The 20,968-nt window shown below is 55.8% G+C and carries 18 protein-coding genes and 3 pseudogenes; 10 read left to right on the plus strand and 11 right to left on the minus strand.

The genetic code is table 11. The features are described 5' to 3' along the window. Positions 1 to 22: 22 nt before the first annotated feature. Positions 23 to 967 carry an alpha/beta hydrolase gene (locus tag PPTH39_RS12945; RefSeq protein ID WP_095025547.1) on the minus strand — a complete coding sequence of 315 codons (945 nt, stop codon included), beginning with the start codon at positions 965 to 967 and terminating at the stop codon, positions 23 to 25. A 209-nt stretch (positions 968 to 1,176) separates the two neighbouring features. On the opposite strand from PPTH39_RS12945, the gene fadD2 reads away from it, so the two are divergent. Together fadD2 and fadD1 are read left to right on the plus strand one after the other, a co-directional pair. Then, positions 1,177 to 2,865, plus strand: coding sequence for a long-chain-fatty-acid--CoA ligase FadD2 (fadD2, locus tag PPTH39_RS12950; protein ID WP_130872039.1), 1,689 nt, complete (start codon positions 1,177 to 1,179; stop codon positions 2,863 to 2,865). Positions 2,866 to 3,194: 329 nt separating this feature from the next. Next, entirely contained in the window at positions 3,195 to 4,886 is a 1,692-nt protein-coding gene (fadD1, locus tag PPTH39_RS12955) for a long-chain-fatty-acid--CoA ligase FadD1 (protein WP_095003263.1), read from the plus strand. Between the two features lie 206 nt (positions 4,887 to 5,092). Here the strand turns inward: fadD1 and PPTH39_RS12960 are convergent, their stop codons facing one another. Next, entirely contained in the window at positions 5,093 to 5,473 is a 381-nt protein-coding gene (locus PPTH39_RS12960; RefSeq protein ID WP_016782092.1) for a hypothetical protein, read from the minus strand. A 281-nt stretch (positions 5,474 to 5,754) separates the two neighbouring features. Between PPTH39_RS12960 and PPTH39_RS12965 the strand changes: the two genes are divergently transcribed. Both PPTH39_RS12965 and def read left to right on the plus strand, forming a co-directional pair. Continuing rightward, a complete protein-coding gene (locus tag PPTH39_RS12965; RefSeq protein WP_095003262.1) occupies positions 5,755 to 6,708 on the plus strand; it encodes a YihY/virulence factor BrkB family protein in 954 nt (317 codons plus the stop codon). A gap of 2 nt (positions 6,709 to 6,710) precedes the next feature. Continuing rightward, on the plus strand, positions 6,711 to 7,250 hold the full coding sequence (gene def, locus PPTH39_RS12970) for a peptide deformylase (protein WP_095003261.1): 540 nt from the start codon (positions 6,711 to 6,713) through the stop codon (positions 7,248 to 7,250). Here the strand turns inward: def and PPTH39_RS12975 are convergent. Beyond that, positions 7,204 to 7,650, minus strand: coding sequence for a GNAT family N-acetyltransferase (locus tag PPTH39_RS12975; RefSeq protein ID WP_095032562.1), 447 nt, complete (start codon positions 7,648 to 7,650; stop codon positions 7,204 to 7,206). The two genes, def and PPTH39_RS12975, sit on opposite strands and share 47 nt — an antisense overlap. A gap of 703 nt (positions 7,651 to 8,353) precedes the next feature. On the opposite strand from PPTH39_RS12975, the pseudogene PPTH39_RS23865 reads away from it, so the two are divergent. Further along, positions 8,354 to 9,025 (plus strand): annotated as a pseudogene (locus PPTH39_RS23865) (PAS domain-containing protein); the annotation flags it as partial. Between the two features lie 120 nt (positions 9,026 to 9,145). Then, positions 9,146 to 9,574, plus strand: a pseudogene (locus PPTH39_RS23870) (methyl-accepting chemotaxis protein); the annotation flags it as partial. A gap of 34 nt (positions 9,575 to 9,608) precedes the next feature. On the opposite strand, the gene gntR reads toward PPTH39_RS23870, so the two are convergent. Next, positions 9,609 to 10,640, minus strand: coding sequence for an HTH-type transcriptional regulator GntR (gene gntR / locus PPTH39_RS12985; RefSeq protein ID WP_130872041.1), 1,032 nt, complete (start codon positions 10,638 to 10,640; stop codon positions 9,609 to 9,611). A 229-nt stretch (positions 10,641 to 10,869) separates the two neighbouring features. Between gntR and PPTH39_RS12990 the strand changes: the two genes are divergently transcribed. Continuing rightward, on the plus strand, positions 10,870 to 11,403 hold the full coding sequence (locus PPTH39_RS12990) for a gluconokinase (protein WP_095003258.1): 534 nt from the start codon (positions 10,870 to 10,872) through the stop codon (positions 11,401 to 11,403). A gap of 85 nt (positions 11,404 to 11,488) precedes the next feature. Beyond that, the gene (locus tag PPTH39_RS12995; RefSeq protein WP_095003257.1) at positions 11,489 to 12,841 is read left to right on the plus strand and encodes a GntP family permease; all 1,353 of its coding nucleotides are present in this window, start codon (positions 11,489 to 11,491) and stop codon (positions 12,839 to 12,841) included. A 48-nt stretch (positions 12,842 to 12,889) separates the two neighbouring features. Here the strand turns inward: PPTH39_RS12995 and alaC are convergent, their stop codons facing one another. Beyond that, positions 12,890 to 14,098 carry an alanine transaminase gene (alaC, locus tag PPTH39_RS13000; protein ID WP_095003256.1) on the minus strand — a complete coding sequence of 403 codons (1,209 nt, stop codon included), beginning with the start codon at positions 14,096 to 14,098 and terminating at the stop codon, positions 12,890 to 12,892. Positions 14,099 to 14,296: 198 nt separating this feature from the next. Here alaC and PPTH39_RS13005 point away from each other — a divergent pair, with 198 nt between their 5' ends. Next, complete coding sequence (locus tag PPTH39_RS13005; protein WP_095019698.1) at positions 14,297 to 14,788, plus strand: GyrI-like domain-containing protein; 492 nt, start codon at positions 14,297 to 14,299, stop codon at positions 14,786 to 14,788. Here the strand turns inward: PPTH39_RS13005 and PPTH39_RS13010 are convergent. The 5 genes and pseudogenes from PPTH39_RS13010 to PPTH39_RS13030 all read right to left on the minus strand — a co-directional run bounded on the left by PPTH39_RS13010 (position 14,785) and on the right by PPTH39_RS13030 (position 19,177). Next, positions 14,785 to 15,291, minus strand: a complete 507-nt coding sequence (locus tag PPTH39_RS13010; RefSeq protein ID WP_095019699.1) for a GNAT family N-acetyltransferase — start codon at positions 15,289 to 15,291, stop codon at positions 14,785 to 14,787. The two genes, PPTH39_RS13005 and PPTH39_RS13010, sit on opposite strands and share 4 nt — an antisense overlap. 113 nt (positions 15,292 to 15,404) lie before the next feature. Further along, a complete protein-coding gene (mddA, locus tag PPTH39_RS13015; RefSeq protein ID WP_095003253.1) occupies positions 15,405 to 16,193 on the minus strand; it encodes a methanethiol S-methyltransferase in 789 nt (262 codons plus the stop codon). 141 nt (positions 16,194 to 16,334) lie between these two features. Then, positions 16,335 to 17,513 (minus strand): annotated as a pseudogene (locus PPTH39_RS13020) (GAF domain-containing sensor histidine kinase). 130 nt (positions 17,514 to 17,643) lie between these two features. Beyond that, entirely contained in the window at positions 17,644 to 17,949 is a 306-nt protein-coding gene (locus PPTH39_RS13025; RefSeq protein WP_095003251.1) for a PepSY domain-containing protein, read from the minus strand. Between the two features lie 94 nt (positions 17,950 to 18,043). Next, a complete protein-coding gene (locus PPTH39_RS13030; protein WP_095039368.1) occupies positions 18,044 to 19,177 on the minus strand; it encodes a glycerophosphodiester phosphodiesterase in 1,134 nt (377 codons plus the stop codon). 168 nt (positions 19,178 to 19,345) lie between these two features. Here PPTH39_RS13030 and PPTH39_RS13035 point away from each other — a divergent pair, with 168 nt between their 5' ends. Then, positions 19,346 to 19,669: a DUF2025 family protein gene (locus tag PPTH39_RS13035; RefSeq protein WP_095003249.1), complete on the plus strand. Its 324-nt coding sequence runs from the start codon at positions 19,346 to 19,348 to the stop codon at positions 19,667 to 19,669. A 23-nt stretch (positions 19,670 to 19,692) separates the two neighbouring features. Here the strand turns inward: PPTH39_RS13035 and PPTH39_RS13040 are convergent, their stop codons facing one another. After that, positions 19,693 to 20,772: a diguanylate cyclase gene (locus PPTH39_RS13040; RefSeq protein ID WP_095003248.1), complete on the minus strand. Its 1,080-nt coding sequence runs from the start codon at positions 20,770 to 20,772 to the stop codon at positions 19,693 to 19,695. Positions 20,773 to 20,968: the final 196 nt, after the last annotated feature.

Raw genomic sequence — 20,968 nt, forward strand, 5'->3', positions numbered from 1 at the left:
TAGGTGTAAATCTGTTTTTCGCTCATTCGCTTCGCGACGGGCGGGAGTGGCTCAATGCCTGATTTAGCCACTTAATTACATCAGCCATGACTTCATCGCGGTTGGTTTCGTTGAAGAGTTCATGCCGCGCTTGCGGATACAGATTCAGTTGCAACTGACGATTGCCGGCATTTCGCAATGCCCTGGCCAGATCAGTGAGACGCTTGCCTTCACTCACCGGATCACATTCGCCGCCGATTATCAGCAGCGGCAGGCCCGGATCGATCTGAGCGAGATTGGACGCTTTGCTGATTTGCTGCAACCCGCCGAGCAGGTCGATCCACAGTTGGTTGGTGCACCGAAAGCCGCACAGGGGGTCGCTGGCGTAGGCATCGACCTGGGCCGGATCGCGGCTGAGCCAGTCATACGGCGTGCGATTGGGTTTGAAGGCCTTGTTGAACGAGCCGAACGACAACCATTCGATCAGCGCACTGCGGCCCTTGGCTCCCTGGCGCCAACGCTCTAGTCGGGCGATCAGGCTGGCTGCACGATAGAGCGCCACCGGCTGGAAATTCGAAGCACTCAGAATCACCCCTTGCAGGCTGGCACTGTGATGCATCACATACGCCTGCGCGATATAGCTGCCCATGCTGTGCCCGAGCAAAAAAACCGGTATGCCAGGGTGGGCCTGGCCGATATGCCGGCTCAGGCTGGCCACGTCGCTGACCACCGCGCACCAGCCATCATTGTCGGCAAAATAGCCCAGGGTGCCGCGCTCGGCTGTTTTACCGTGACCGCGCTGATCATGGGCATACAGGGCAAAGCCGGCAGCACACAGGGCCTGGCCCAGGTGCGTATAACGGCCACTGTGTTCAGCCATGCCATGAGCCAGCAGGACAACAGCCCTGGGTGTACTGTCCGGCAGCCACTGGTTAACGAAAAGACCGCTGCGGTCATTCGCTTCCAGCCAGAAAGTCTCAGGGGTCATGGCATTTCCTTTATTTGTTGTCGTAGCAGTGTATCGCGCATTTGCGAGGGGGCCAGTTAACGGGCGTTTACCCGGCAATAAGATTCAAGATGTAAATGGCGAAGATCGCTGTATTTGCCTACAACTTTATAACTGTTAACGTCCGCAAGCTCCGCTTTTCATTCGACACGAGACGCGGCCAGGCACACTCAGGTACGAGGATAAAAACAATGCAACCTGATTTCTGGAATGACAAACGTCCCGCCGGTGTACCGCTGGATATCGACATGACGGCTTTTAAATCGGTTGTTGACGTGTTTGAGCGCTCCTGCAAAAAGTTTGCGGATCGCCCGGCCTTCAGCAATCTGGGAGTGACCATCACCTATGCCGAGCTTGAGCGCCACAGTGCCGCGTTTGCCGGTTATCTGCAGGAGTACACCGATCTCAAGCCGGGCGACCGTATTGCCGTACAAATGCCCAACACCCTGCAATATCCGATTGCCGTGTTCGGAGCCATGCGTGCAGGCCTGATTGTGGTCAATACCAACCCGCTCTACACCTCGCGCGAGATGCGCCATCAGTTCAAGAGCGCCGGGATTCGGGCGCTGGTGTACCTGAACATGTTCGGCAAGCGGGTACAGGAAGTGCTGCAAGACACCGAAATCGACTACCTGATCGAAGCCAGAATGGGCGACATGATGCCGGCCGCCAAAGGCTGGATCACCAACCTGGTGGTCGACAAGGTGAAAAAACTGGTGCCTGCCTATCAGTTGCCCCAGGCCATTTCCTTCAAGAGCGTCTTGCGCCGGGGCGCGGGGCAGGTGATCCGCCCGTTGGCGGTAACGCTGGATGATATCGCCGTCCTGCAGTACACCGGCGGCACCACCGGCCTGCCCAAGGGCGCGATGCTCACCCATGGCAATCTGGTCGCCAATATGCAGCAGATTCGTGCGTGCCTGTCCCAGCATGCCGAAGATGGCCTGCCGATGTTCAAGGACGGTCAAGAGATCATGGTGGCACCGTTGCCGCTTTACCATATCTACGCATTCACGGCCAATTGCATGTGCATGATGGTTACGGGCAATCACAACCTGTTGATTACCAATCCGCGCGATATCAAGGGTTTTATCAAGGAGCTGAAAAACTGGAAGTTCTCCGGGTTGCTGGGCTTGAACACCCTGTTTGTGGCTCTGATGGACCATCCTGACTTTAAAGACCTGGATTTCTCCCACCTCAAGCTCACCAACTCAGGCGGTACTGCGCTGGTCAAGACCACAGCTGAGCGTTGGGAAAGGCTCACCGGCTGTCGCATCGTCGAAGGCTATGGCTTGACTGAAACCTCACCGGTGGCCAGTGCCAACCCTTACGGCCCGCAGGCGCGTCTGGGCACTGTGGGCATGCCGGTACCGGGAACGCTGATGAAGGTGATCAGCGATGATGGCAATGAGGTTGGGCTGGGTGAGCGCGGCGAGCTATGCATCAAAGGCCCGCAAGTGATGAAGGGTTACTGGCAAAACCCCGAGGCTACGGCCGAGGTGCTGGACGCCGAGGGCTGGTTCAAGACCGGCGATGTCGCCGTGATTGATCCGGACGGTTTTGTCCGCATCGTCGATCGCAAGAAAGATCTGATTATCGTCTCAGGCTTTAATGTCTACCCCAACGAAATCGAAGATATCGTGATGGCACACCCTAAAGTGGCCAATTGCGCAGTTATCGGCGTACCTGATGAGCGCACGGGCGAGGCAGTCAAACTGTTTGTGGTGCCGCGTGCAGGCGGGGTGACCGTTGAGGAGCTCAAGGCCTACTGCAAGGAAAATTTCACCGGTTACAAGGTGCCCAAGCAAATAGTGTTGCGTGATGCTTTGCCCATGACGCCGGTGGGAAAAATCCTGCGACGGGAGTTACGGGATACCGCCTGATTCGTTCATCATGGCGACAGACGCTCGCAGGCTGAAAGGCCGCGGGCGTTTTTTTATGCCTATGATAAGGGGCTGTAATACCTGAGATAGAGGGGTTTATCGGTTAATAGAGTGTTTATACTAATGATGACTTTGGATTGTCCTACAGTCAGGTTGGTGACTCTAAACCCGGTTTTTGGCTCTAGGCGGCCTTTGGCAAAGCTGCTACTCTCGGCGCGCTTTGTGACTTCAGGGTAAGTGAAAGTCAGAGCTGTCCATTATAAAAATCAAATAAATAAGAACCGCACCCGATGCGGTGAAGAATTCGCGACGCTGAGGAGTGGGCTTCCATGATTGAAGGCTTTTGGAAGGATAAGTACCCAGCTGGGATTGCTGCTGAAATCAATCCAGATGAATATCCAAATATTCAGACGGTACTGCGGGAATCTTGCCAGCGTTTCGCCGATAAACCGGCGTTCAGTAACCTCGGCAAAACCATTACCTACGGTGAGCTCTATGAGCAGTCGGGCGCTTTTGCAGCCTGGTTGCAGCAGCACACCGACTTGCAGCCGGGCGATCGCATCGCCGTGCAGCTGCCCAACCTGTTGCAATACCCGATTGCTGTGTTCGGAGCCATCCGCGCCGGTTTGATTGTGGTCAACACCAACCCGCTGTACACCGCGCGGGAAATGGAACACCAGTTCAAGGATTCCGGTGCCAAGGCACTGGTGTGCCTGGCGAACATGGCGCATCTGGCTGAAAAAGTCGTGCCCCAGACGTCGGTCAAGTATGTGATCGTCACCGAAGTGGCTGACATGCTGTCGCCTTTCAAGCGGGTGCTGATCAATAGCGTCATCAAGTACGTGAAAAAGATGGTCCCTGCTTATCATTTGCCACAGGCCGTCAAGTTCAACGACGTGCTGAGCAAAGGCCAGGGCCAGCCGGTCAAGGAAGCCAGCCCGGTGAGCAGTGATGTTGCCGTGCTGCAATACACGGGCGGCACTACCGGTGTGGCCAAGGGCGCGATGCTGACCCATCGCAACCTGATCGCCAACATGTTGCAGTGCAAGGCATTGATGGCCTCCAACCTCGATGAAGGTTGTGAAATCCTGATTACGCCTTTGCCGCTGTATCACATCTACGCCTTTACCTTTCACTGCATGGCGATGATGCTACTGGGCAATCACAACGTATTGATCAGTAACCCCCGTGATTTACCGGCGATGGTCAAAGAGCTGTCCAAGTGGAAATTCACCGGTTTTGTCGGCCTCAATACCCTGTTTGTGGCGCTGTGCAACAGCGAGGCGTTCCGCAAGCTGGATTTCTCGGCCCTCAAAGTGACGCTCTCGGGTGGCATGGCCTTGCAACTGTCGGTGGCCGAGCGCTGGAAGACCGTGACCGGTTGCCCGATCTGCGAAGGTTATGGCATGACCGAGACCAGTCCGGTAGCCACGGTCAACCCGGCCCAGAGCATTCAGATCGGTACCATTGGCATTCCGGTGCCTTCGACCCTGTGCAAAGTGATTAACGATGCCGGCGAAGAGCTGCCGCTGGGTGAAGTCGGCGAGCTGTGCATCAAGGGCCCGCAGGTCATGAAAGGCTACTGGGAGCGTCCTGACGCCACCGCCGAGATCATGGACAGCGAAGGCTGGTTGAAATCCGGTGATATCGCAGTGATTCAGCCTGATGGCTACATGCGTATCGTTGATCGCAAAAAAGACATGATTCTGGTGTCGGGCTTCAATGTTTACCCCAACGAGCTGGAAGACGTGATGGCCTCCTTGCCGGGCGTATTGCAGTGCGCTGCAATCGGTATTCCGGACGAGAAGACCGGTGAGCTGATCAAGGTGTTTATCGTGGTCAAGCCGGGTATGACGCTGACCAAGGAACAGGTCATGACGCATATGCGTGCCAACCTGACGGCTTACAAGGCGCCCAAGTTCGTCGAGTTCCGCGACAGCTTGCCGACCACCAACGTGGGCAAGATCCTGCGTCGTGAGTTGCGAGACGAAGAACTGAAAAAGCTGGGCCTCAAGAAGTAACAGGCCTGGATACGAAAAATCCCCGCAATGCGGGGATTTTTCGTTTTGATACGGTGAAGGTCTGTTGTAGCAGCTGCCGAAGGAACACTGCAACTGTGGGAGCGAGCCTGCTCGCGAAGGTCGTTCGCGAGCAGGCTCGCTCCCACAATAGGGCTTGACCTGCAACAGAGTATCTACAGGTCGGCCACAGGTTTTGGCCTTTGGGTTTATTTCTGTAAAAACTGTGCGAAGTTGACGCCAGTACCTGTAGGACGCACGTCCTGCAGATAGGAGTCCTTGTCTGCACTCAACTCCAGGCTCATGGTCGGCGTACGCTTGTGCGTTGCACGTACTACCATGCCTTCGCGTTTTTCACGCAGGAATGCAGTCGTTACCTTCAGGTGCAGCAGTTCGTCGGTGCTTGGGGTGTGCAGGAGCAGATGCACCCATTCGTACTGGCCGACGGCCAGGCGCGCCAGCGGAATATCGAACCACCAGATGTTCTTGTTGGTGTTCAGTGCGGCGAAATGGCAGTTGTTGACGCCGAGTACCGCGCCGCCGAGTTCCTGGTTCCTGCGGGCAATAGCCAGCTTTTTATCGAGTTTCATAACCTTCCTACAATTGCGGATCTTCAGCGCCATAGCCTGAATACGTCGCGTATTCTCGGGGGTTAGCGGGCAAACATAAAGCCCAACCTGCGCTGATCGACGAAATGATGGGCAGAAAATAAATGAAACTCGATGCCGGACCACAAGGTCAATGTTGGGTTGGCCTTTTTACGGGTTTGGCGATCCGGTATTTTCAAAGTCGCCAATTGGGCTACTTTTAGGTAAAACCCTTCGCTTGGAGGCGTGTTGACCTCATTAACGGTGCGGCGAAAGGAGACGCTATGTTATTCCCAGGCTTGAACGGCCTGCCTTTGGGCAAAGTCTTGATCCGAACGGTCAAGGAATTTATCGACGATGAAATGTCGACCTACGCCTCGGCGCTGGCCTATCAAATGCTGTTTTCGTTATTCCCTTTCATTCTGTTCCTGATTGCATTGATCGGTTTTTTGCATCTGCCAGACTTCTTTACCTGGTTGCGCCTGCAGTCCGAACTGGTACTGCCGCCGCAAGCGCTGGAGCAGGTCAACCCGGTGATCGACCAGTTGCAGCAATCCAAGGGCGGATTGCTTTCGGTAGGTATCGTCATTGCGCTATGGACGGCTTCTGCGGGTGTGCGCCTGATGATGAGTGCAATGAATGCTGCCTACGACGTGGTTGAAGGGCGCCCCGTCTGGAAACGTTTTCCGCTGTCGATTTTCTACACGATCGGCATTGCCGGCATGCTGCTGGTCGCCGCCGCACTGATGGTGCTCGGACCGCAGGTGATGAGCTGGCTGGCGGGGCAGGTGGGGCTTGAAGACTTTGTGGTCACGCTGTGGACCATCCTGCGCTGGCCGGCGATTATTTTGCTGATGATGGTGGCAGTTGCGTTGATGTATTACGTGATGCCCGATGTTGAGCAGAAATTCCGTTTTATTACCCCGGGCTCGGTACTGGCGGTAGTGGTCTGGATTGTGGCTTCCTTGGGGTTTGCCTTTTATGTCAAAACCTTCGCGGACTACAACGCCATGTATGGCAGTATCGGTGCAATCATCGTGCTGTTGCTTTACTTCTACATTTCGGCCGCGGTGCTGTTGCTGGGCGCTGAAATGAATGCTGTGATCGAACATATGTCGGCTGAAGGCAAAAATCCGGGCGAGAAGACATTCGATGAGTCTGCCGACCCTGATCCAAAGCAGCATGTCTCCGGCCTTGGCCGCGACCACTCCCTTAAATCCACTTCTGATGAAACCTGACCATGATTCGTGAAATCCTGAAAATGGGTGATGAGCGTTTATTACGTGTGGCCCAACCGGTGCCGGATGAGATGTTCGACACGCCAGAACTCTGGCAACTGCTCGACGACATGTTGCAGACCATGGAACACGCTGGCGGCGTGGGCCTGGCAGCGCCGCAGATTGGCGTTGACCTGCAACTGGTGGTGTTCGGTTTCGAGCACAGCGAGCGTTACCCGGATGCCGAAGCCGTGCCGCAGACCATTCTGATCAACCCGCTGATCACGCCGCTGAGCCCGGCAGTTGAAGAGGACTGGGAGGGTTGCCTGTCCGTGCCGGGTCTGCGTGGGGTCGTGGAGCGCTTTCACAAGATCCGCTACGAAGGATTTACCCCCAAGGGTGAGCCAATCGTACGGATTGCAGAGGGGTTTCATGCGCGGGTCGTGCAGCATGAGTGCGATCACTTGATCGGTCGTCTGTATCCGTCACGGATCAAGGACTTCAGCAAGTTCGGTTTTATTGAGGTGCTGTTTCCTGATCTGGATCCGCACACCAAGGAGTAAGGCCCATCGCTATCATCGCTTTGTTGCGTTGATAGCGAACCAGCCGCTCATGCAGGGCATGGGGCAATTCCACGTCCAGGCTAAACCCCAGCTTTTCATAAAACCCCTGCAACTGCGGGTCGCAGAACAACCAGATCGGGCCATCGACGGCAGCTATTGCCTGGCTGACCAGATCGCCAGCCACCCCTTGGCCGCGTAGCGCTGGCGCGACAAAAAGCCCGGTCAACCAGTGGCCGTGAGCCATTGGTCGCAAACATAAACCGGCAATAATCCCCTCTTTGCGGGCGACCCATAACTGCGCTTCCCTGACCGCCTTCATCGATGATTGATGTGTGCGATAAAACTTGTTCATCAGTGGCCATAAAGCCGCTTCAAGCGGGGCGTAAACAATGGCAGTCATAAGTCCACAGGCTCAGGGGAGGGGCGCGCAGTATAAATAACTAAAAGGCAGATTTCTGCGGGTTATCTGAATAGTGTGGGTGATCTATATTCGGAATTAAAGGGTACACATACGCATTCATTTCGAAATAACCGACTTTAAATGAAAGTTCACCATGGATCAGTGCTATACCTCAGTGAACAACCCTGGTTACTGGAGTGCATAACATGTCCAAAGGTATGGATTCAAAGAAAGCAGCGAAGAAAAAGCCGGCTAAAACAGCCGATGAAAAACGCGCTGACAAGAAAGCCAAAAAAACTGACACCGGATTGTTTGGTCATTAAGTGGATTTACCGGGGCTCGCTCCTCGGGGCCCTGTCACTTTTAATACTGCATCATCCATTTGGTAAATTTTTAAAGCGTGAGCGTTCCGTCGCAGGTTGATGGCCATTTGCTTGCGCGCGTCATTTGGCTAGCTATGCTCCATGTTTACGGGGTCGTAGCCATAAGTGCTCAAACCCTCGAAGTGCGTACAGCTCTAACGTTAAGAGTGAGATACCCAGCTGATTGGCTGCGTCTTGAAACTTTTGAATTATCAATAGACAGCACCTCCAGGGATTGAGCCATGTTTAATTCGCATCGCAAAGCCGATCTGCTCGAAAATCAACGTCTTAGCGGCTTATTAAATGACATGGCCGCCAAAGTGCAGGCTATCAGCCGTTCCATGGCAATTATTGAGTTCGCCCCTGACGGCACCATTCTGGATGCCAACGAGAATTTTTGTCGGGTTGTGGGTTATTCCGCTGACGAGATTCGGGGCAAGCACCATCGGCTATTTTGCGAAGCGGCTTACGTAAAATCCAGTGAGTACAACAATTTCTGGCGGGACCTGGCCCGAGGCGAACCTTTGAGCGGCACCTTTTCACGGCTCGACAAGGCGGGGCGTGAGGTGTGGCTGGAAGCCAGCTACATGCCCATCGTCGGCGCTGACCAGCACGTTGTGCGTGTCATCAAGGTGGCTTCGGATGTCACAGATCGAATCAATAAAGAACATGAAACCCAGAGCATCGTAAACGCCCTGAGCCGGTCGATGGCGGTGATCGAGTTTTCACCGGATGGGCGGGTAATCAATGCCAACCAGAACTTCCTCGACACCATGCATTACTCGCTGAGCGAAATTGTCGGCCAGCATCACAGCATGTTCTGTCGTCGAAGCGAGGCCGAGTCAGCCGGCTACAAGGCTTTCTGGGCCTCGCTCAATCGCGGCGAGTACCATTCCAGGCGATTTGAGCGGGTCGACAAACACGGTCATACGGTGTTTCTCGAGGCCTCCTACAACCCGATCTTCGATGCCAGGGGGCGCCTGTACAAAGTGGTGAAATTCGCCAGTGATATCACTGCTCAGGTCACCAACCTGCAGACTGCCGCCGAATCGGCCCACAGCACTTCAGTGCAAAACGATGCCTGTGCGCAGAAGGGCTCGCAGGTGGTTCAGCAAACCGTGCAAATCATCGAGGCCATTTCCAAAGACCTTAATGAAGCGGCGCAGAGCATTGATGCGGTAAGCAAGCAGTCGGACAGTATCGGCAAGATCGTGCAGACCATTCGTGGTATTGCGGATCAAACCAATTTACTGGCGCTCAATGCCGCGATCGAGGCAGCGCGGGCGGGGGAGCACGGGCGCGGCTTTGCCGTGGTGGCCGATGAGGTCAGAAGCCTTGCGGCGCGCACCAGTGCGGCCACCCTGGAAATTGTCGAAGTGGTGCGTCGAAATCATGATCTGTCGCTGAGCGCTGTGACCAGCATGCAGTCGAGCCTTAGCCGCACAGGGCTTGGTGTTGAGCTGGCAAATGAGGCCGGGGAAGCGATTCTGGAAATCCAGCAAGGCTCCCGGCATGTGGTCGATGCCATCAGCCAGTTCAACTCGACGTTGCAACTGCATTAAAGCTGTACTGTGTACATGATGAGGGTGAGGGGCTTTAACTGCTTTCACGCACCATCAGTTCAAAGCCCATGTCCTGCACAGGGTTGGCAACTTTATTGCCTGCCATCAGTGTCAGCATCTGCTCGGCTGCGCGACGGCCAATGGCTTCCCGGGGCGTACGAATACTGCTCAGGCGAGGCACCATAAACTCTGAAGACGGCAAGTCGTTAAAGCCCAGTACGGCGATTTGCTCCGGGATTTTGATGCCGATGCGTGCAGCCTCAAGCAAGGCGCCCTGGGCCAGGTCGTCGTTGCCGAAAAAGATCGCATCCACTTGTGGATGGCTGGCGAGCAATTGCAGGAACAATTCGCCCCCCAGGCCAACCGAAGACGGACGTGGCGTCAGTACTTCAAGATCAGGGTTGTACAGTCCGGCTTCCTGCAAAGTGCGGCGATAACCCTCACCGCGCAGCAACGTGCGTTGATCGAGCTGGGCGCCGATATAGGCCAGATGTCTGCGGCCACGGGAGATCAAGTGCCGGGCAGCTGTTTCACCGGCCTGCAGCTGTGAAAAGCCGACGCAGTTCAAGCCCTCGGCGGCATCCAGCTCCATCATGTACACGCAGGGTACATTGCTGGTCTCGATCATCCGCCGTGAGCTTTCCGAACGATCAAAACCGGTCAGCAGCAGCCCTCGGGGCTGGTAGGCCATATAGTTGCGCAGCAAATTTTCTTCTTCGTCACGGGAATAGTGGAAGTTGCCGATCAATACTTCAAAGCCACGGGGGCGCAACACGTCATGGATGGCTTCGAGGGTGTCTATAAAAAGCAGGTTGGACAGCGAAGGTACCAGCACCACGACAGAATGACTCTGCGCCGAAGCTAGCGCGCGGGCGGCGGGATTGACCACATAGTTCAGCTCGTCGGCGGCAACACGGACCTTTTCGGCCAGCTTCGTGGCAACGCTGCTGATACCGCGCAGGGCTCGCGAGGCGGTGATGGGGCTGACCCCCGCAAGGCGGGCAACTTCGTTAAGGGTGGGGCGACCCGTGGTCCGGGTGTTTTTATCGTTTTTGGAGGTGGTCATCAGGGCGGCTTGCCAAACAAAAAACAAGTCACTAAGGTAGCGCTGTCCTGGCGGACCCGCAATTGCCTGATTGCGTGTAAATCAGTTACCCCAGCTTTGTATGTCGAGAGCGTCTCCGCGTCTCCCCATAAAAATGAGAAATAGACGTCGGTAGCCTAAGCTTTGTGCTTTGCTTTCAAGTATTGAACGCATGAACAAAGACAGCGCTGTCTACGGACTGAGGTGTTTCATGAGTCAACCTATCACTGCTCTGGTCATCATGGGTGTTGCCGGCTGCGGCAAATCCAGCGTTAGCCAGGCATTGTGCCAGCTCAATGGCGCGACCCCGATTGAAGGCGATGCGTTTCACCCGGCGGCCAACATTGCCAAGATGAGTGCCGGTATTCCCTTGACCGATGAAGACCGTGCCGGCTGGCTTGACAGCCTGTGCGACGAATTGCGTCGTGCGGTTGCCAGTGGTCAGCGCCCGGTGCTGACCTGTTCGGCACTCAAGCTGCGTTATCGCGAGCGTTTACGCAGTGCGGTAGATGGTCTGGGTTTTGTGTTTCTGGAGCTGACCCCTGAGGTGGCGGCTGCCCGGGTGGCCGATCGTCCGGGGCACTTTATGCCCAAGACCCTGATCGACAGCCAGTTCGCTGCGCTTGAATCACCGACCAATGAATCCTTGGTGCTGACTCTGAATGCAGCCCAGATGAACGTTAAGCAATTAGCAAGCGCCGCCCGAGACTGGTGGTGCGAGCAGACGGTAATGGCAACTTCATGATGTTGTTTCAAACAGATAGCGCTATCTGCCTCGGCTGTAGCGGCACCCCCGTACTTGATAACAACAAAAAGGCAGGAGACGCCCCATGCTAGGCATGTCCCATAATACGTTTCTGCTGCTTGATGCAGTGGTGACCATTATCGGCCTGATCGTACTGATCACCCGATTCAAACTGCACCCCTTTATTGCCTTGATCATCGCCTCTGCGTTTCTGGGGCTGACGGCCGGCATGCCTGCCAACCTGATCATCAAGTCGTTCCAGGACGGTTTTGGCGGCGTGTTGGGCTTTGTCGGGATCATCCTGGCGCTGGGCACCATGCTTGGCAAAATGATGGCCGATTCCGGTGGTGCTGACCAGATCGCCCGTACCCTGATCCGTGCCTTCGGCAAGGACAAGGTGCAGTGGGCAATGATGTTTGCCGCCTTTCTGGTCGGTATTCCATTGTTCTTCGAAATCGGCTTTGTACTGCTGATTCCGCTGGTGTTTATCGTTGCGCGACGTACTGGCGTGTCGATCATCAAGATCGGTATCCCGCTGCTCGCCGGCTTGTCGGCTGTTCACGGGCTGGTACCGCCGCACCCGGGCCCGCTGCTGGCCATTGGCGTGTTTGGTGCCGACATCGGCAAGACCATTCTGTACGGCCTGATTGTTGCTCTGCCTACCGCGATCATTGCCGGACCGATTTACGGTACGTTTATCGCCAAGTACATCCCGGGCCATGCATCCCAGGACCTCATGGATCAACTGGCCAGTGAGCCGGAATCCAGCACCTTGCCGAGTTTTTCCATCACCCTGATCACCGTGCTGTTGCCGGTATTCCTGATGCTGCTCAAGACGTTCGCCGACGTGGCGCTGCCCGATGGCAACTTCTTCCGTGTGTGGATGGACATGATCGGCCACCCGATCAGTGCGCTGTTGCTGGCATTGCTGCTGGCGCTGTACACCTTTGGCGCCCGCCAGGGTATCGACTCCAAACGCATCCTCAAGCTGCTGGACGCGAGCCTGGCTCCTACCGCAGCGATCATTCTGATCATTGGTGCGGGCGGCGGTTTCAAGCAGATGCTGGTAGCCAGCGGTGTGGGTGACGTGATCGGCCATATGGCGGTAAACGCGCAAATCTCGCCGATTTTGCTGGCCTGGCTGGTGGCTGCGGTGATTCGTATCGCGACGGGTTCTGCGACCGTAGCGACCATTACCGGGGCGGGGATTGTGTTGCCGGTGGTGGACATGATTCCAGGTGTGAACCGTGAGCTGCTGGTACTGGCAACCGGCGCAGGCTCGTTGATCCTGTCTCACGTCAACGACGCAGGTTTCTGGCTGGTGAAGCAGTACTTCAACATGACCGTGGCTGAAACCTTCAAGACCTGGACCGCGATGGAAACCATCCTCTCGGTTGTAGGTTTGATCTTTATTCTGCTGCTGTCGTTGGTGGTTTAAAGCACCAATAAACCTGTGGGAGCTGGTTTACCAGCTCCCACAGTCGTTTTAGCCAGCGTTAAAGCCATCAGCGCGGAACATAGCGCGAATCCCACGCAGCGCCTGACGAATGCGATCCTGATTTTCAATCAGGGCAAAGCGCACATGGTCGTCACCATATTCACCAAAGCCTACCCCCGGTGAAACACAGACCTTGGCATCCGCCAACAGCTTCTTGGCGAATTCCAGTGAGCCCAGGTGGGCGTAGTGTTCGGGAATCTTGGCCCAGATATACATCGAAGCCTTCGGGTTTTCGACCATCCAGCCCAGTTCGTGCAGCCCTTTGACGATCACGTTACGGCGCTGACGATACTGTTCGGCAATATCCTTCACACATTGCTGGTCACCCTCAAGTGCAGCAATTGCCGCCACTTGCAGCGGGGTAAAGGTGCCGTAGTCGTGGTAACTCTTGATTCGCGCCAGAGCATTGACCAGCTCAGGATTGCCCACCATAAAACCGATACGCCAGCCTGCCATGTTGTAGCTTTTGGACAGCGTGAAGAACTCCACGGCGATGTCCTTGGCGCCCGGTACTTGCATGATCGAAGGCGCTTTCCAGCCGTCATAGACGATATCGGCGTAGGCCAGATCGTGCACAACCAGCACATCATATTGCTTGGCCAGGGCCACCACGCGCTCGAAGAAATCCAGTTCGACACACTGCGCCGTCGGGTTGGACGGGAAGCCCAGGATCATCATTTTCGGTTTGGGGATGGAGCCGCGGATAGCTTTTTCCAGCTCGGCAAAAAAGTCCACGCCGGGGATCAGCGGTACCGAACGCACCTGGGCACCGGCAATCACGGCACCGTAGATATGAATCGGGTAGCTGGGGTTGGGCACCAGCACGGTGTCGCCCTGATCCAGGGTGGCAAGCATCAAGTGCGCCAGGCCTTCCTTGGAGCCGATGGTGACAATGGCTTCGTGCTCGGGATCGATCTCAACGTTATAACGGTCGGCATACCAGCGCGAAATGGCCCGGCGCAGGCGTGGAATTCCCCGCGAAGTCGAGTAGCCGTGAGTGTCTTCACGCTGCGCGACGGTGCAGAGTTTTTCGACGATGTGGGGAGGTGTCGGGCCGTCAGGGTTACCCATGCTGAAGTCGATGATGTCTTCGCCACGACGACGGGCGGCCATCTTCAGCTCGGCAGTGATATTGAAAACATAGGGGGGGAGTCGATCTATGCGCGCAAAGCGTCGCGGCGAACCTTGGTCTGCCATGTGTGCCTCTGATACGTAAGCGCCCGGAACCGTCCGAGCGACGTTGACCACTGCGGTGGTCTGGACGAAACAATACGGGCGCTGATGACCTTTTGTCTAGGTGCTGTCAGCGTCTATTTTTCGCTGATCCGACCTGTATGTGGTTTTGTTCCTATACTCAGATGCTAGGTTTCCTACTTCCTCCATCGAGCATGCCCCATGGACCAACTAAAAAAGTTCGAGCTGTCAGCGCCGCGATTTGCCAAAGGCCAGTTTCAATTGATCGCGGGTTTGGGTGGCCGTTTCACTGAGGAGAGCGTTGATCGAATCCCGCTGTTATGGGAAAAATTCATTCCCGAAATCGGCAAAGTACCAAGCCAAATTGGCGATGAAACCTACGGTGTTTGTTGTAATCCTGATGGCGAGGGTGGTTTTGAATACATTGCTGGCGTGGCTATCAGCAAGCTTGATGATCTGCCTGAGCGGTATCGCTGGATTGAACTGCAGGAGCAGTCTTACGCGGTCTTTGAGCATCACGGGGCATTGGACACGCTTGGTCAGACCTTTCAGGCGATCTGGAAAGACTGGTTGCCAAATTCGGGCTACCAAGCCGCTGATGCGCCCGAGTTCGAGCGCTACAGCGCAGACTTCAATGCGGACACCGGTACGGGGCTGCTGGAAATCTGGCTGCCGATCAAAAAGCCTGCTTAGCTTGCCTGCAACTGCAGGGGCAGCATGGGGGCCAGCGACAGCACCAACCGTCGCTCACCACGATAGGCCTCGCCTTGCTCGACCCAGCCCTGGCTCAGATAAAAAGCCATGGCGCTGGTATTGAACGGGCTGACCGAGAGCATCAATTGGCGAATCTCGGGCCATATCTGTTCAATGGCCCTGGCCAGCTCGCGCAAACAGGCCTTGCCCAATCCCTGGCCCTGAGCACGGCTGTCGACCTGTAGTGCGTGCAAGGTGGCGCAGCCCGGCTCGGCCCAGTGGGCCAGAAGCGGCTCGCGCTTGAGAAGCAAAAATGCCACTGGCAACTCGTCGTTGAGCAGCACCAGCCCTTTGATGCCCGCCTGCGGCTGGACCGGCAACGAGTGCAGGGCAGACTCGATGGTGCCGCAAAAAGCAATCTGCTCAGGGCGAACTTCTATCTCGCGCAGTTGCTCGCGCTGGCGGGGTGTCAGGTCTTCATAAGCGCATAGGCGGGTGTTCATGTCGGGTTTCTGTCGAGGCGCAATAGGAGGCATCTGACAGGCAGTGTCAGTAGCCGCTGAACAGCGCGTCAGTTTCTACCCATCACGGTTCTAAATACAGATTTATTCGTGGATCAGCGCCCGGTGCCGGACTTGCGGCGTAGAGAGGGCAGCAACATGCCGACGTTTTTTTGATAAACCCGGTACTTGTCTCCAAACAGCTCAACCAGATCTTTCTCTTCCAGTTGGGTGCCGATCAGAATGTAAAGGGTACTTGTCAGTGCAAACACCAGGTGCCCGACACTCATCTCGGGCGTTACCCAGAAAGCGATCAGGAATCCCAGATACAACGGGTGACGCACGAGCTTGTAGAGCGCGGGGGTTCTGAATGCGTTGTTTACGGGTTTTGGTTGGCGCAGGGTGTCAAAGGGCTGTTTGACGCCAAACAATTCGAAGTGGCTGATCATGAAAGAGGCCAGCAGCACCAACCCCCATCCGAACCAGTACAGCGTGACAAGTAACCCCGCAAACAAGGGCGACTGTACACTCCAGACACTGATATCGATCGGCTGCCACAGCCAGCATATAAGCGCCAGCACCGCACTGGAGGCCAGGACATAAGTGGCCCGTTCAATAACTGGCGGTATGACATGACACCACCTGCGCTTGAAGCTTTTGCGCGCCATGATGCTGTGTTGCAGGGCAAATACGGTGATCAGCAGCACATCGACCACAAGCGCCCAGGGCCATGCCAGGCCAGATCCCGAATCGATACTTTTCGGGACGACGACATTCCCCAGAAAACCTATCAGATAAACAAATGTCAGTAGAAAAAACAGATAGCTGAACAGGCTATAGAGCAGCGCTGCGAGTTTTTCAGTACGGCTGGTTGAACGCGGTTTCAGCTCAATTTTGGTGTGCATGAACGACTCCTTTCGAACATGGCGAAATTTCAATTAAAACGTCTACAGCCAGTACCTTAGCCCCTATATGGCAAATGGCTAGCGTCGCGGCCGGGCGGTCATAAGATGTCGTCTCACATACCAGTCGAGGGCGTCAGAGCATCAGGGCAGCGCCATGCTGAAGGTGAAGACTGTGCCTTGGTCCTGGTCCGAGGTGACTTCCATATGGCCGCCGTGGGACAGGGCGATCTGGCTGGCAATATACAGCCCAAGGCCAAGTCCGGCCTGGGGAGTGTCGGTGGCCGGGCGTGAGTAGGGTTTGAACAAATGCGGCAGTTGTTCGGCCGGGATGGGCTCGCCCTGGTTGCAGATCCTCAGGGTGAATACCCCATTGAGTACCAGTGCCGAGATGTCAACGGGCCCGTCGGGGCAGCCATGGGTGATGGCATTGGTCAACAGGTTGGAGAGCAGTTGGGCCAGGCGGCCGCTGTCACAGCGGATGCCCTCAAGTGGCCCTATGTCTGAGCGGATGGAACGTTGCGCATGAACGTTTTGCAGTTCCGAGATGACATGGATGAAGACCTAGTCGAGATCGGGGCACTCGCGCAGCGTCAGCGGGATGCCGCTACCGAGCCGTCCGCGGGCAAAGTCCATAACGTCCTCAACCAGCTGCGAGGCACGGTTTCCGCAGCTCAGGATATGCTTGACCAGGACATCGGTGGAGGGGTCTGGGCGCACCCGTAGCAAGCGCTCTGCGGCTGTGGTGATGGCGAATAACGGGTTGCGCAGGTCATGGCCTATAACAGCGATAAATTGCTCGCGCAGCTCTGCGGTTTCACGCTCCTGCTCCAACGCGGTTTCTGTACGTTGCAGGTTTTCTTCGGCGTCAATTTGCAGCGACAGCAGGCGTGCGAATGACTCCATTGTGGACTGGATCGTACTGTTCCTGAGGCTTGCAGGCTCGGGGTCGAGTGCGCACAGGGTGCCGAAAAAACTACCGTCAGTGCGCCATACCGGAATCGTGATGTAGCTTTCGAAGCGATAAATCCGCGGCGTGTGATGGTGTTGGTACAGCGGATCGGCGCTGGCTTTATCAATGATGATCGGCAGGTGCGAGTTCATGCTTTCAAAGCACAGGGTGCTGACCAGGTCCAGCTCGCCACCGGACTGCAAACCGAAACCCAGCTTGTCGAGTACCGCGCAGGCGGTCCAGGTGGTCTGGGTGACACGGGCAACGGCAGCAAAGCGCATACCGGTCATTTCCGTAATCACCTGCAACATTGCAGGTACGGCACTGATCCGGTTAATTGTCGCGATATCGTCAGCCGTGCCGTGCGTCATGGTAAAAGCTCGAGCTCAAAAAGATGATTCTAGCCAGAACACTTGAGCGCGGCACTTATTCCTAAGCAAGCGCTAAATAAAAAGGCCGCGCCACCCATGAAGAGTGGCGCAGCCTTTTATTCAAATCAACTCAGGTGTCTTGTTTGTCTTGCAGCACTTCGCCGGTTTTTGCGTCGAGATCTACGTCCCATTTGATGCCTTTGGTATCGCGCAATTCAACTTCATACACCAGCTTGCCGTAGGAGTGATCAAGCTCGGTATCGAGAATGGTCGCGCCAGGGTGTTTGTCCAGTGCTGCTTGATTCAACTTTTCAAACGAGGTGATTTCACCCGATTTGATCAGGCCCGGGATATGGTCCGGGCGTACATCGGCCTGAGCAATACCGGCAGTCAGAGCCAGGGCAACAGTTGCAAATACCAGATTAAGTTTTTTCATGTTGAGTCCCTTTGGGTTGATCTGTTCAAGTGGGATCAGATTAACCGGCGCAACTTAACTCACCCTTAATTTTCGCCCCTTGCCGGCTTGCAGGTTAAAAGCCATTTTTCTCCAGCAACTGATTGACGCTTTGTGGCACCGGGCGCTGGTAATACGTGAGCAACTCGCTGGCGCGGTTGGTGAAGATGCCGTCGACACCTGCGTCCATTGCCTTTTTGAAGTCAACGGGGGCATCGAGGGTGTAAACATGTACCAGCATGCCCCGGTCATGGGCGGCGCTGTTCATCCAGGGCTGGATCAGGTCGAAGAAGCTCTGGTCACCCCCGTGGGTCAAGGCTGCCGAAGGGCCTGTACCGATGGCACCGTTGGCCTTGGCAAAGTCGAGCCACTGGATGAATTCGGCTTTGTCCTTGGGTTGCTGTTTGGCGTAGTACGCGGCTTTATCCTTTTCGCCGGAGTCGGCGAAACTGACTGAGGTGTTGGGCTTCATGCCGCCTTCACCTACCCATAACAGCAGGATCTTCGGCGTGTCGGGCATTTCTTTTTGCAGCAGCTCAAGGCTGTTTTTGTCGAAGGTTTGCAACATGACCCGGCCTTTGCCCTGGCCGACCAGTGGTTTGCCTTCCGCCTCTGCCGAGGCAACGGGCTCAAGCCAGCCGCGTTCGCTCAACTTGTTTTTCAGATCGTGTTCAAGGCCCGGGAACTGCCTGGGCTCTTTGGTTTCGATGTAGAGGCCCGGTTTGTACTGTGGATTGCCCTGGGCGATATCGATAATTTCGTCCAGGGTCAGGATCGGCAGCCCGACATAGGACGGGCGCGCGCGATCCGGATAAGCCTGGTTGAACCAACTGCCAGCATCCAGGGTTTTAAGCTCGGCCAGGGTAAAGGCGCTGGCCGGGCTGTCCTTGCGTTGCGGAAACTTTTTGGCGACGTCAGTGGTGCGCAACAGGCTGTTGTCATGCAGCGCAAACAGAACGCCGTCCTTGCTGCGTTGCAGGTCCATTTCCAGATAGTCAGCCCCCAGATCCCTGGCAAGGGTGTAGGCGGCAGCGGTTGATTCCGGAGCATCGAAGGACGCACCGCGATGGGCGATCACCGCCGGGCGCGGTATGCCGTGAGCGTTGGCCAGTGCCGCCTCGGTCGCATTGGACGCGCCAGCATTCTGTACGCCACCCAAGCCCAGGAGCAGGCTCAGCAGCAGGGCGTTTTTGCCAAAAGTGTCAGGCATTGGTTGAGTTCCTTTCAATCATAAAAGCAGAGGGTGTTTTTTAGCGGTTTTTCGTGAAGATGTGCAGTATTCTTGGCCACATCAACGTCCCCGGCAGAGGGGCAGGCAATCGAACTTGCGTGTAAACCACCGTCCCGGAGCCTTTCAGGCTCATCAGTGAGGTTTACCATGCGTATCACTTCGCAACTCATCTGTCAGGCCGCCGACCTACTTAGCGGCTTTGTTGGTTTCAATCGTAAGACAGGCCAGCACATTGTCCGTTTCAGTGAAGATTCATTTGGAATGGATGTCGCCGACGACAACATCACGCCCACCAGCGAGTTTGTCTGGCAGGCCGATGGTGCTGGCACCATGACTCTCAAGCGCGAGTTGATTCAGTTGTTGCTGGATCAGAATATCGATGACCGCCTGAACATCACCGAGCCCTTGAGGGTGTATATGCAGCGCCAGGATGTGCCCGAGATCTCGGCCTTGCGTCGCTGCATCAGTTGAATAGCGCTGCCCGGGCCCTGTTTCTATACCGGATCATTGCTCAGCTGTGATTCAGCAAGGGTGTCTGCTGCGCCAACACTGATTTTGTTGCGCCCCGTATTCTTTGCGATATACAGCGCTTTGTCTGCCTCGTTCAGCCACGTGCTGGCCTGGAGGAGTTCGGGGCGGCAAGTGGCAAGCCCGATACTCAGGCTAACGCACAGGCCGGGCTCGTCGGCGTGTTGATAGTTGTCAATCACGTGGCGCAGCCGTTCCATGATTTCCCGGGCCTGGTCCAGGGTGCGATTAGGCAGGATGACGCAGAATTCATCACCGCCGTAGCGGCCTGCAAGGTCTTCAGTGCGCAAATTGTCCTTGAGCTCCTTGCTGAGCTGGCGCAATACACTGTCGCCGACAATATGCCCGTAGGTGTCGTTGATCTGTTTGAAGTGATCGATATCAATCAGCGCCAGAGTCGCCGGAGAATTGCGCTCCAGACTTTGCTGGAAACTGAGTTGCAGCAGGTCTTTCCATGAGCCGTGATTAAGCAGCCCGGTCAGGCTATCGGTGCGGCTGAGGGTACTGAGGGTGCGTTTATGCTCGGCCAGGGTGATTGCCAGACCATAGCTGACCATGCCTACAGCAAAAGGGTAAAGAATCAGCACGGGTACGCAGGCATAGACCTGCAGGCTGGTGGTATGGGGTGTAAACGCAAAGCCGAACAGCAGCAACGCAACCAGGGCGCCTGCCAGCTGCGCCAGCGCTCCGCGAACCAGCAGTTTTGGCCCTCCGGCAGCAACGTTGTGCATGGTCATCATCGACACGATGATCACCGTAGGCAGCGGATTGAACTCGATAGCCGCCGCCCAAAACCCTCCGCACAGGGAATCAATCAAAATATTTCGACGTTCAGCCCGGTAGGGATAGGTTGCACGCGATGACAATTGATAGGCCAGGTGAGGCCATACGAACGCGTTTAGCAGCAGTAGTGGCCAAACCCATATGGATCTGTCGAGGGGGTAGAGGGCGGCCATTAGCCCGATACTGCCAAACCCTGAGCCAATCACTCGCGGCGCATAAATACGCTTGGCGAACGACAACCCTTTGCCTCTTTTATTGTCCATGTCTATCTGCGCAAGATGTGCGGGCGGAGTTTCTGGCAACTGCCGGGTACTGCATTATCGATTGTTGGCTGGTCGGTCAGCCTTGTCGAGAATACACCCCATCTGTTCCGAAAATTCTGAAACAGTTATGGGGACTAGATTAGCTTATTAAGTCGAGGGCAAGCTGCGGCGCAGAAGGATGCCAGTAGAATGTCGA

Source organism: Pseudomonas bubulae (assembly GCF_900618535.1).
GTDB lineage: Bacteria > Pseudomonadota > Gammaproteobacteria > Pseudomonadales > Pseudomonadaceae > Aquipseudomonas > Aquipseudomonas bubulae.

Bases quoted from the DNA above. Each gene is read 5' to 3' on its own strand.
- fadD2 (WP_130872039.1), top strand. From the start codon at position 1,177: ATGCAACCTGATTTCTGGAATGACAAACGTCCCGCCGGTGTACCGCTG.
- PPTH39_RS13025 (WP_095003251.1), bottom strand. From the start codon at position 17,949: ATGAAAAAACTTAATCTGGTATTTGCAACTGTTGCCCTGGCTCTGACT.
- PPTH39_RS12945 (WP_095025547.1), bottom strand. From the start codon at position 967: ATGACCCCTGAGACTTTCTGGCTGGAAGCGAATGACCGCAGCGGTCTT.
- gntR (WP_130872041.1), bottom strand. From the start codon at position 10,640: ATGACCACCTCCAAAAACGATAAAAACACCCGGACCACGGGTCGCCCC.
- alaC (WP_095003256.1), bottom strand. From the start codon at position 14,098: ATGGCAGACCAAGGTTCGCCGCGACGCTTTGCGCGCATAGATCGACTC.
- PPTH39_RS13030 (WP_095039368.1), bottom strand. From the start codon at position 19,177: ATGCCTGACACTTTTGGCAAAAACGCCCTGCTGCTGAGCCTGCTCCTG.
- PPTH39_RS12990 (WP_095003258.1), top strand. From the start codon at position 10,870: ATGAGTCAACCTATCACTGCTCTGGTCATCATGGGTGTTGCCGGCTGC.
- PPTH39_RS13010 (WP_095019699.1), bottom strand. From the start codon at position 15,291: ATGAACACCCGCCTATGCGCTTATGAAGACCTGACACCCCGCCAGCGC.
- PPTH39_RS12975 (WP_095032562.1), bottom strand. From the start codon at position 7,650: ATGACTGCCATTGTTTACGCCCCGCTTGAAGCGGCTTTATGGCCACTG.
- PPTH39_RS12965 (WP_095003262.1), top strand. From the start codon at position 5,755: ATGTTATTCCCAGGCTTGAACGGCCTGCCTTTGGGCAAAGTCTTGATC.
- fadD1 (WP_095003263.1), top strand. From the start codon at position 3,195: ATGATTGAAGGCTTTTGGAAGGATAAGTACCCAGCTGGGATTGCTGCT.
- PPTH39_RS12960 (WP_016782092.1), bottom strand. From the start codon at position 5,473: ATGAAACTCGATAAAAAGCTGGCTATTGCCCGCAGGAACCAGGAACTC.
- PPTH39_RS13005 (WP_095019698.1), top strand. From the start codon at position 14,297: ATGGACCAACTAAAAAAGTTCGAGCTGTCAGCGCCGCGATTTGCCAAA.
- PPTH39_RS12995 (WP_095003257.1), top strand. From the start codon at position 11,489: ATGCTAGGCATGTCCCATAATACGTTTCTGCTGCTTGATGCAGTGGTG.
- def (WP_095003261.1), top strand. From the start codon at position 6,711: ATGATTCGTGAAATCCTGAAAATGGGTGATGAGCGTTTATTACGTGTG.
- PPTH39_RS13035 (WP_095003249.1), top strand. From the start codon at position 19,346: ATGCGTATCACTTCGCAACTCATCTGTCAGGCCGCCGACCTACTTAGC.
- mddA (WP_095003253.1), bottom strand. From the start codon at position 16,193: ATGCACACCAAAATTGAGCTGAAACCGCGTTCAACCAGCCGTACTGAA.
- PPTH39_RS13040 (WP_095003248.1), bottom strand. From the start codon at position 20,772: ATGGACAATAAAAGAGGCAAAGGGTTGTCGTTCGCCAAGCGTATTTAT.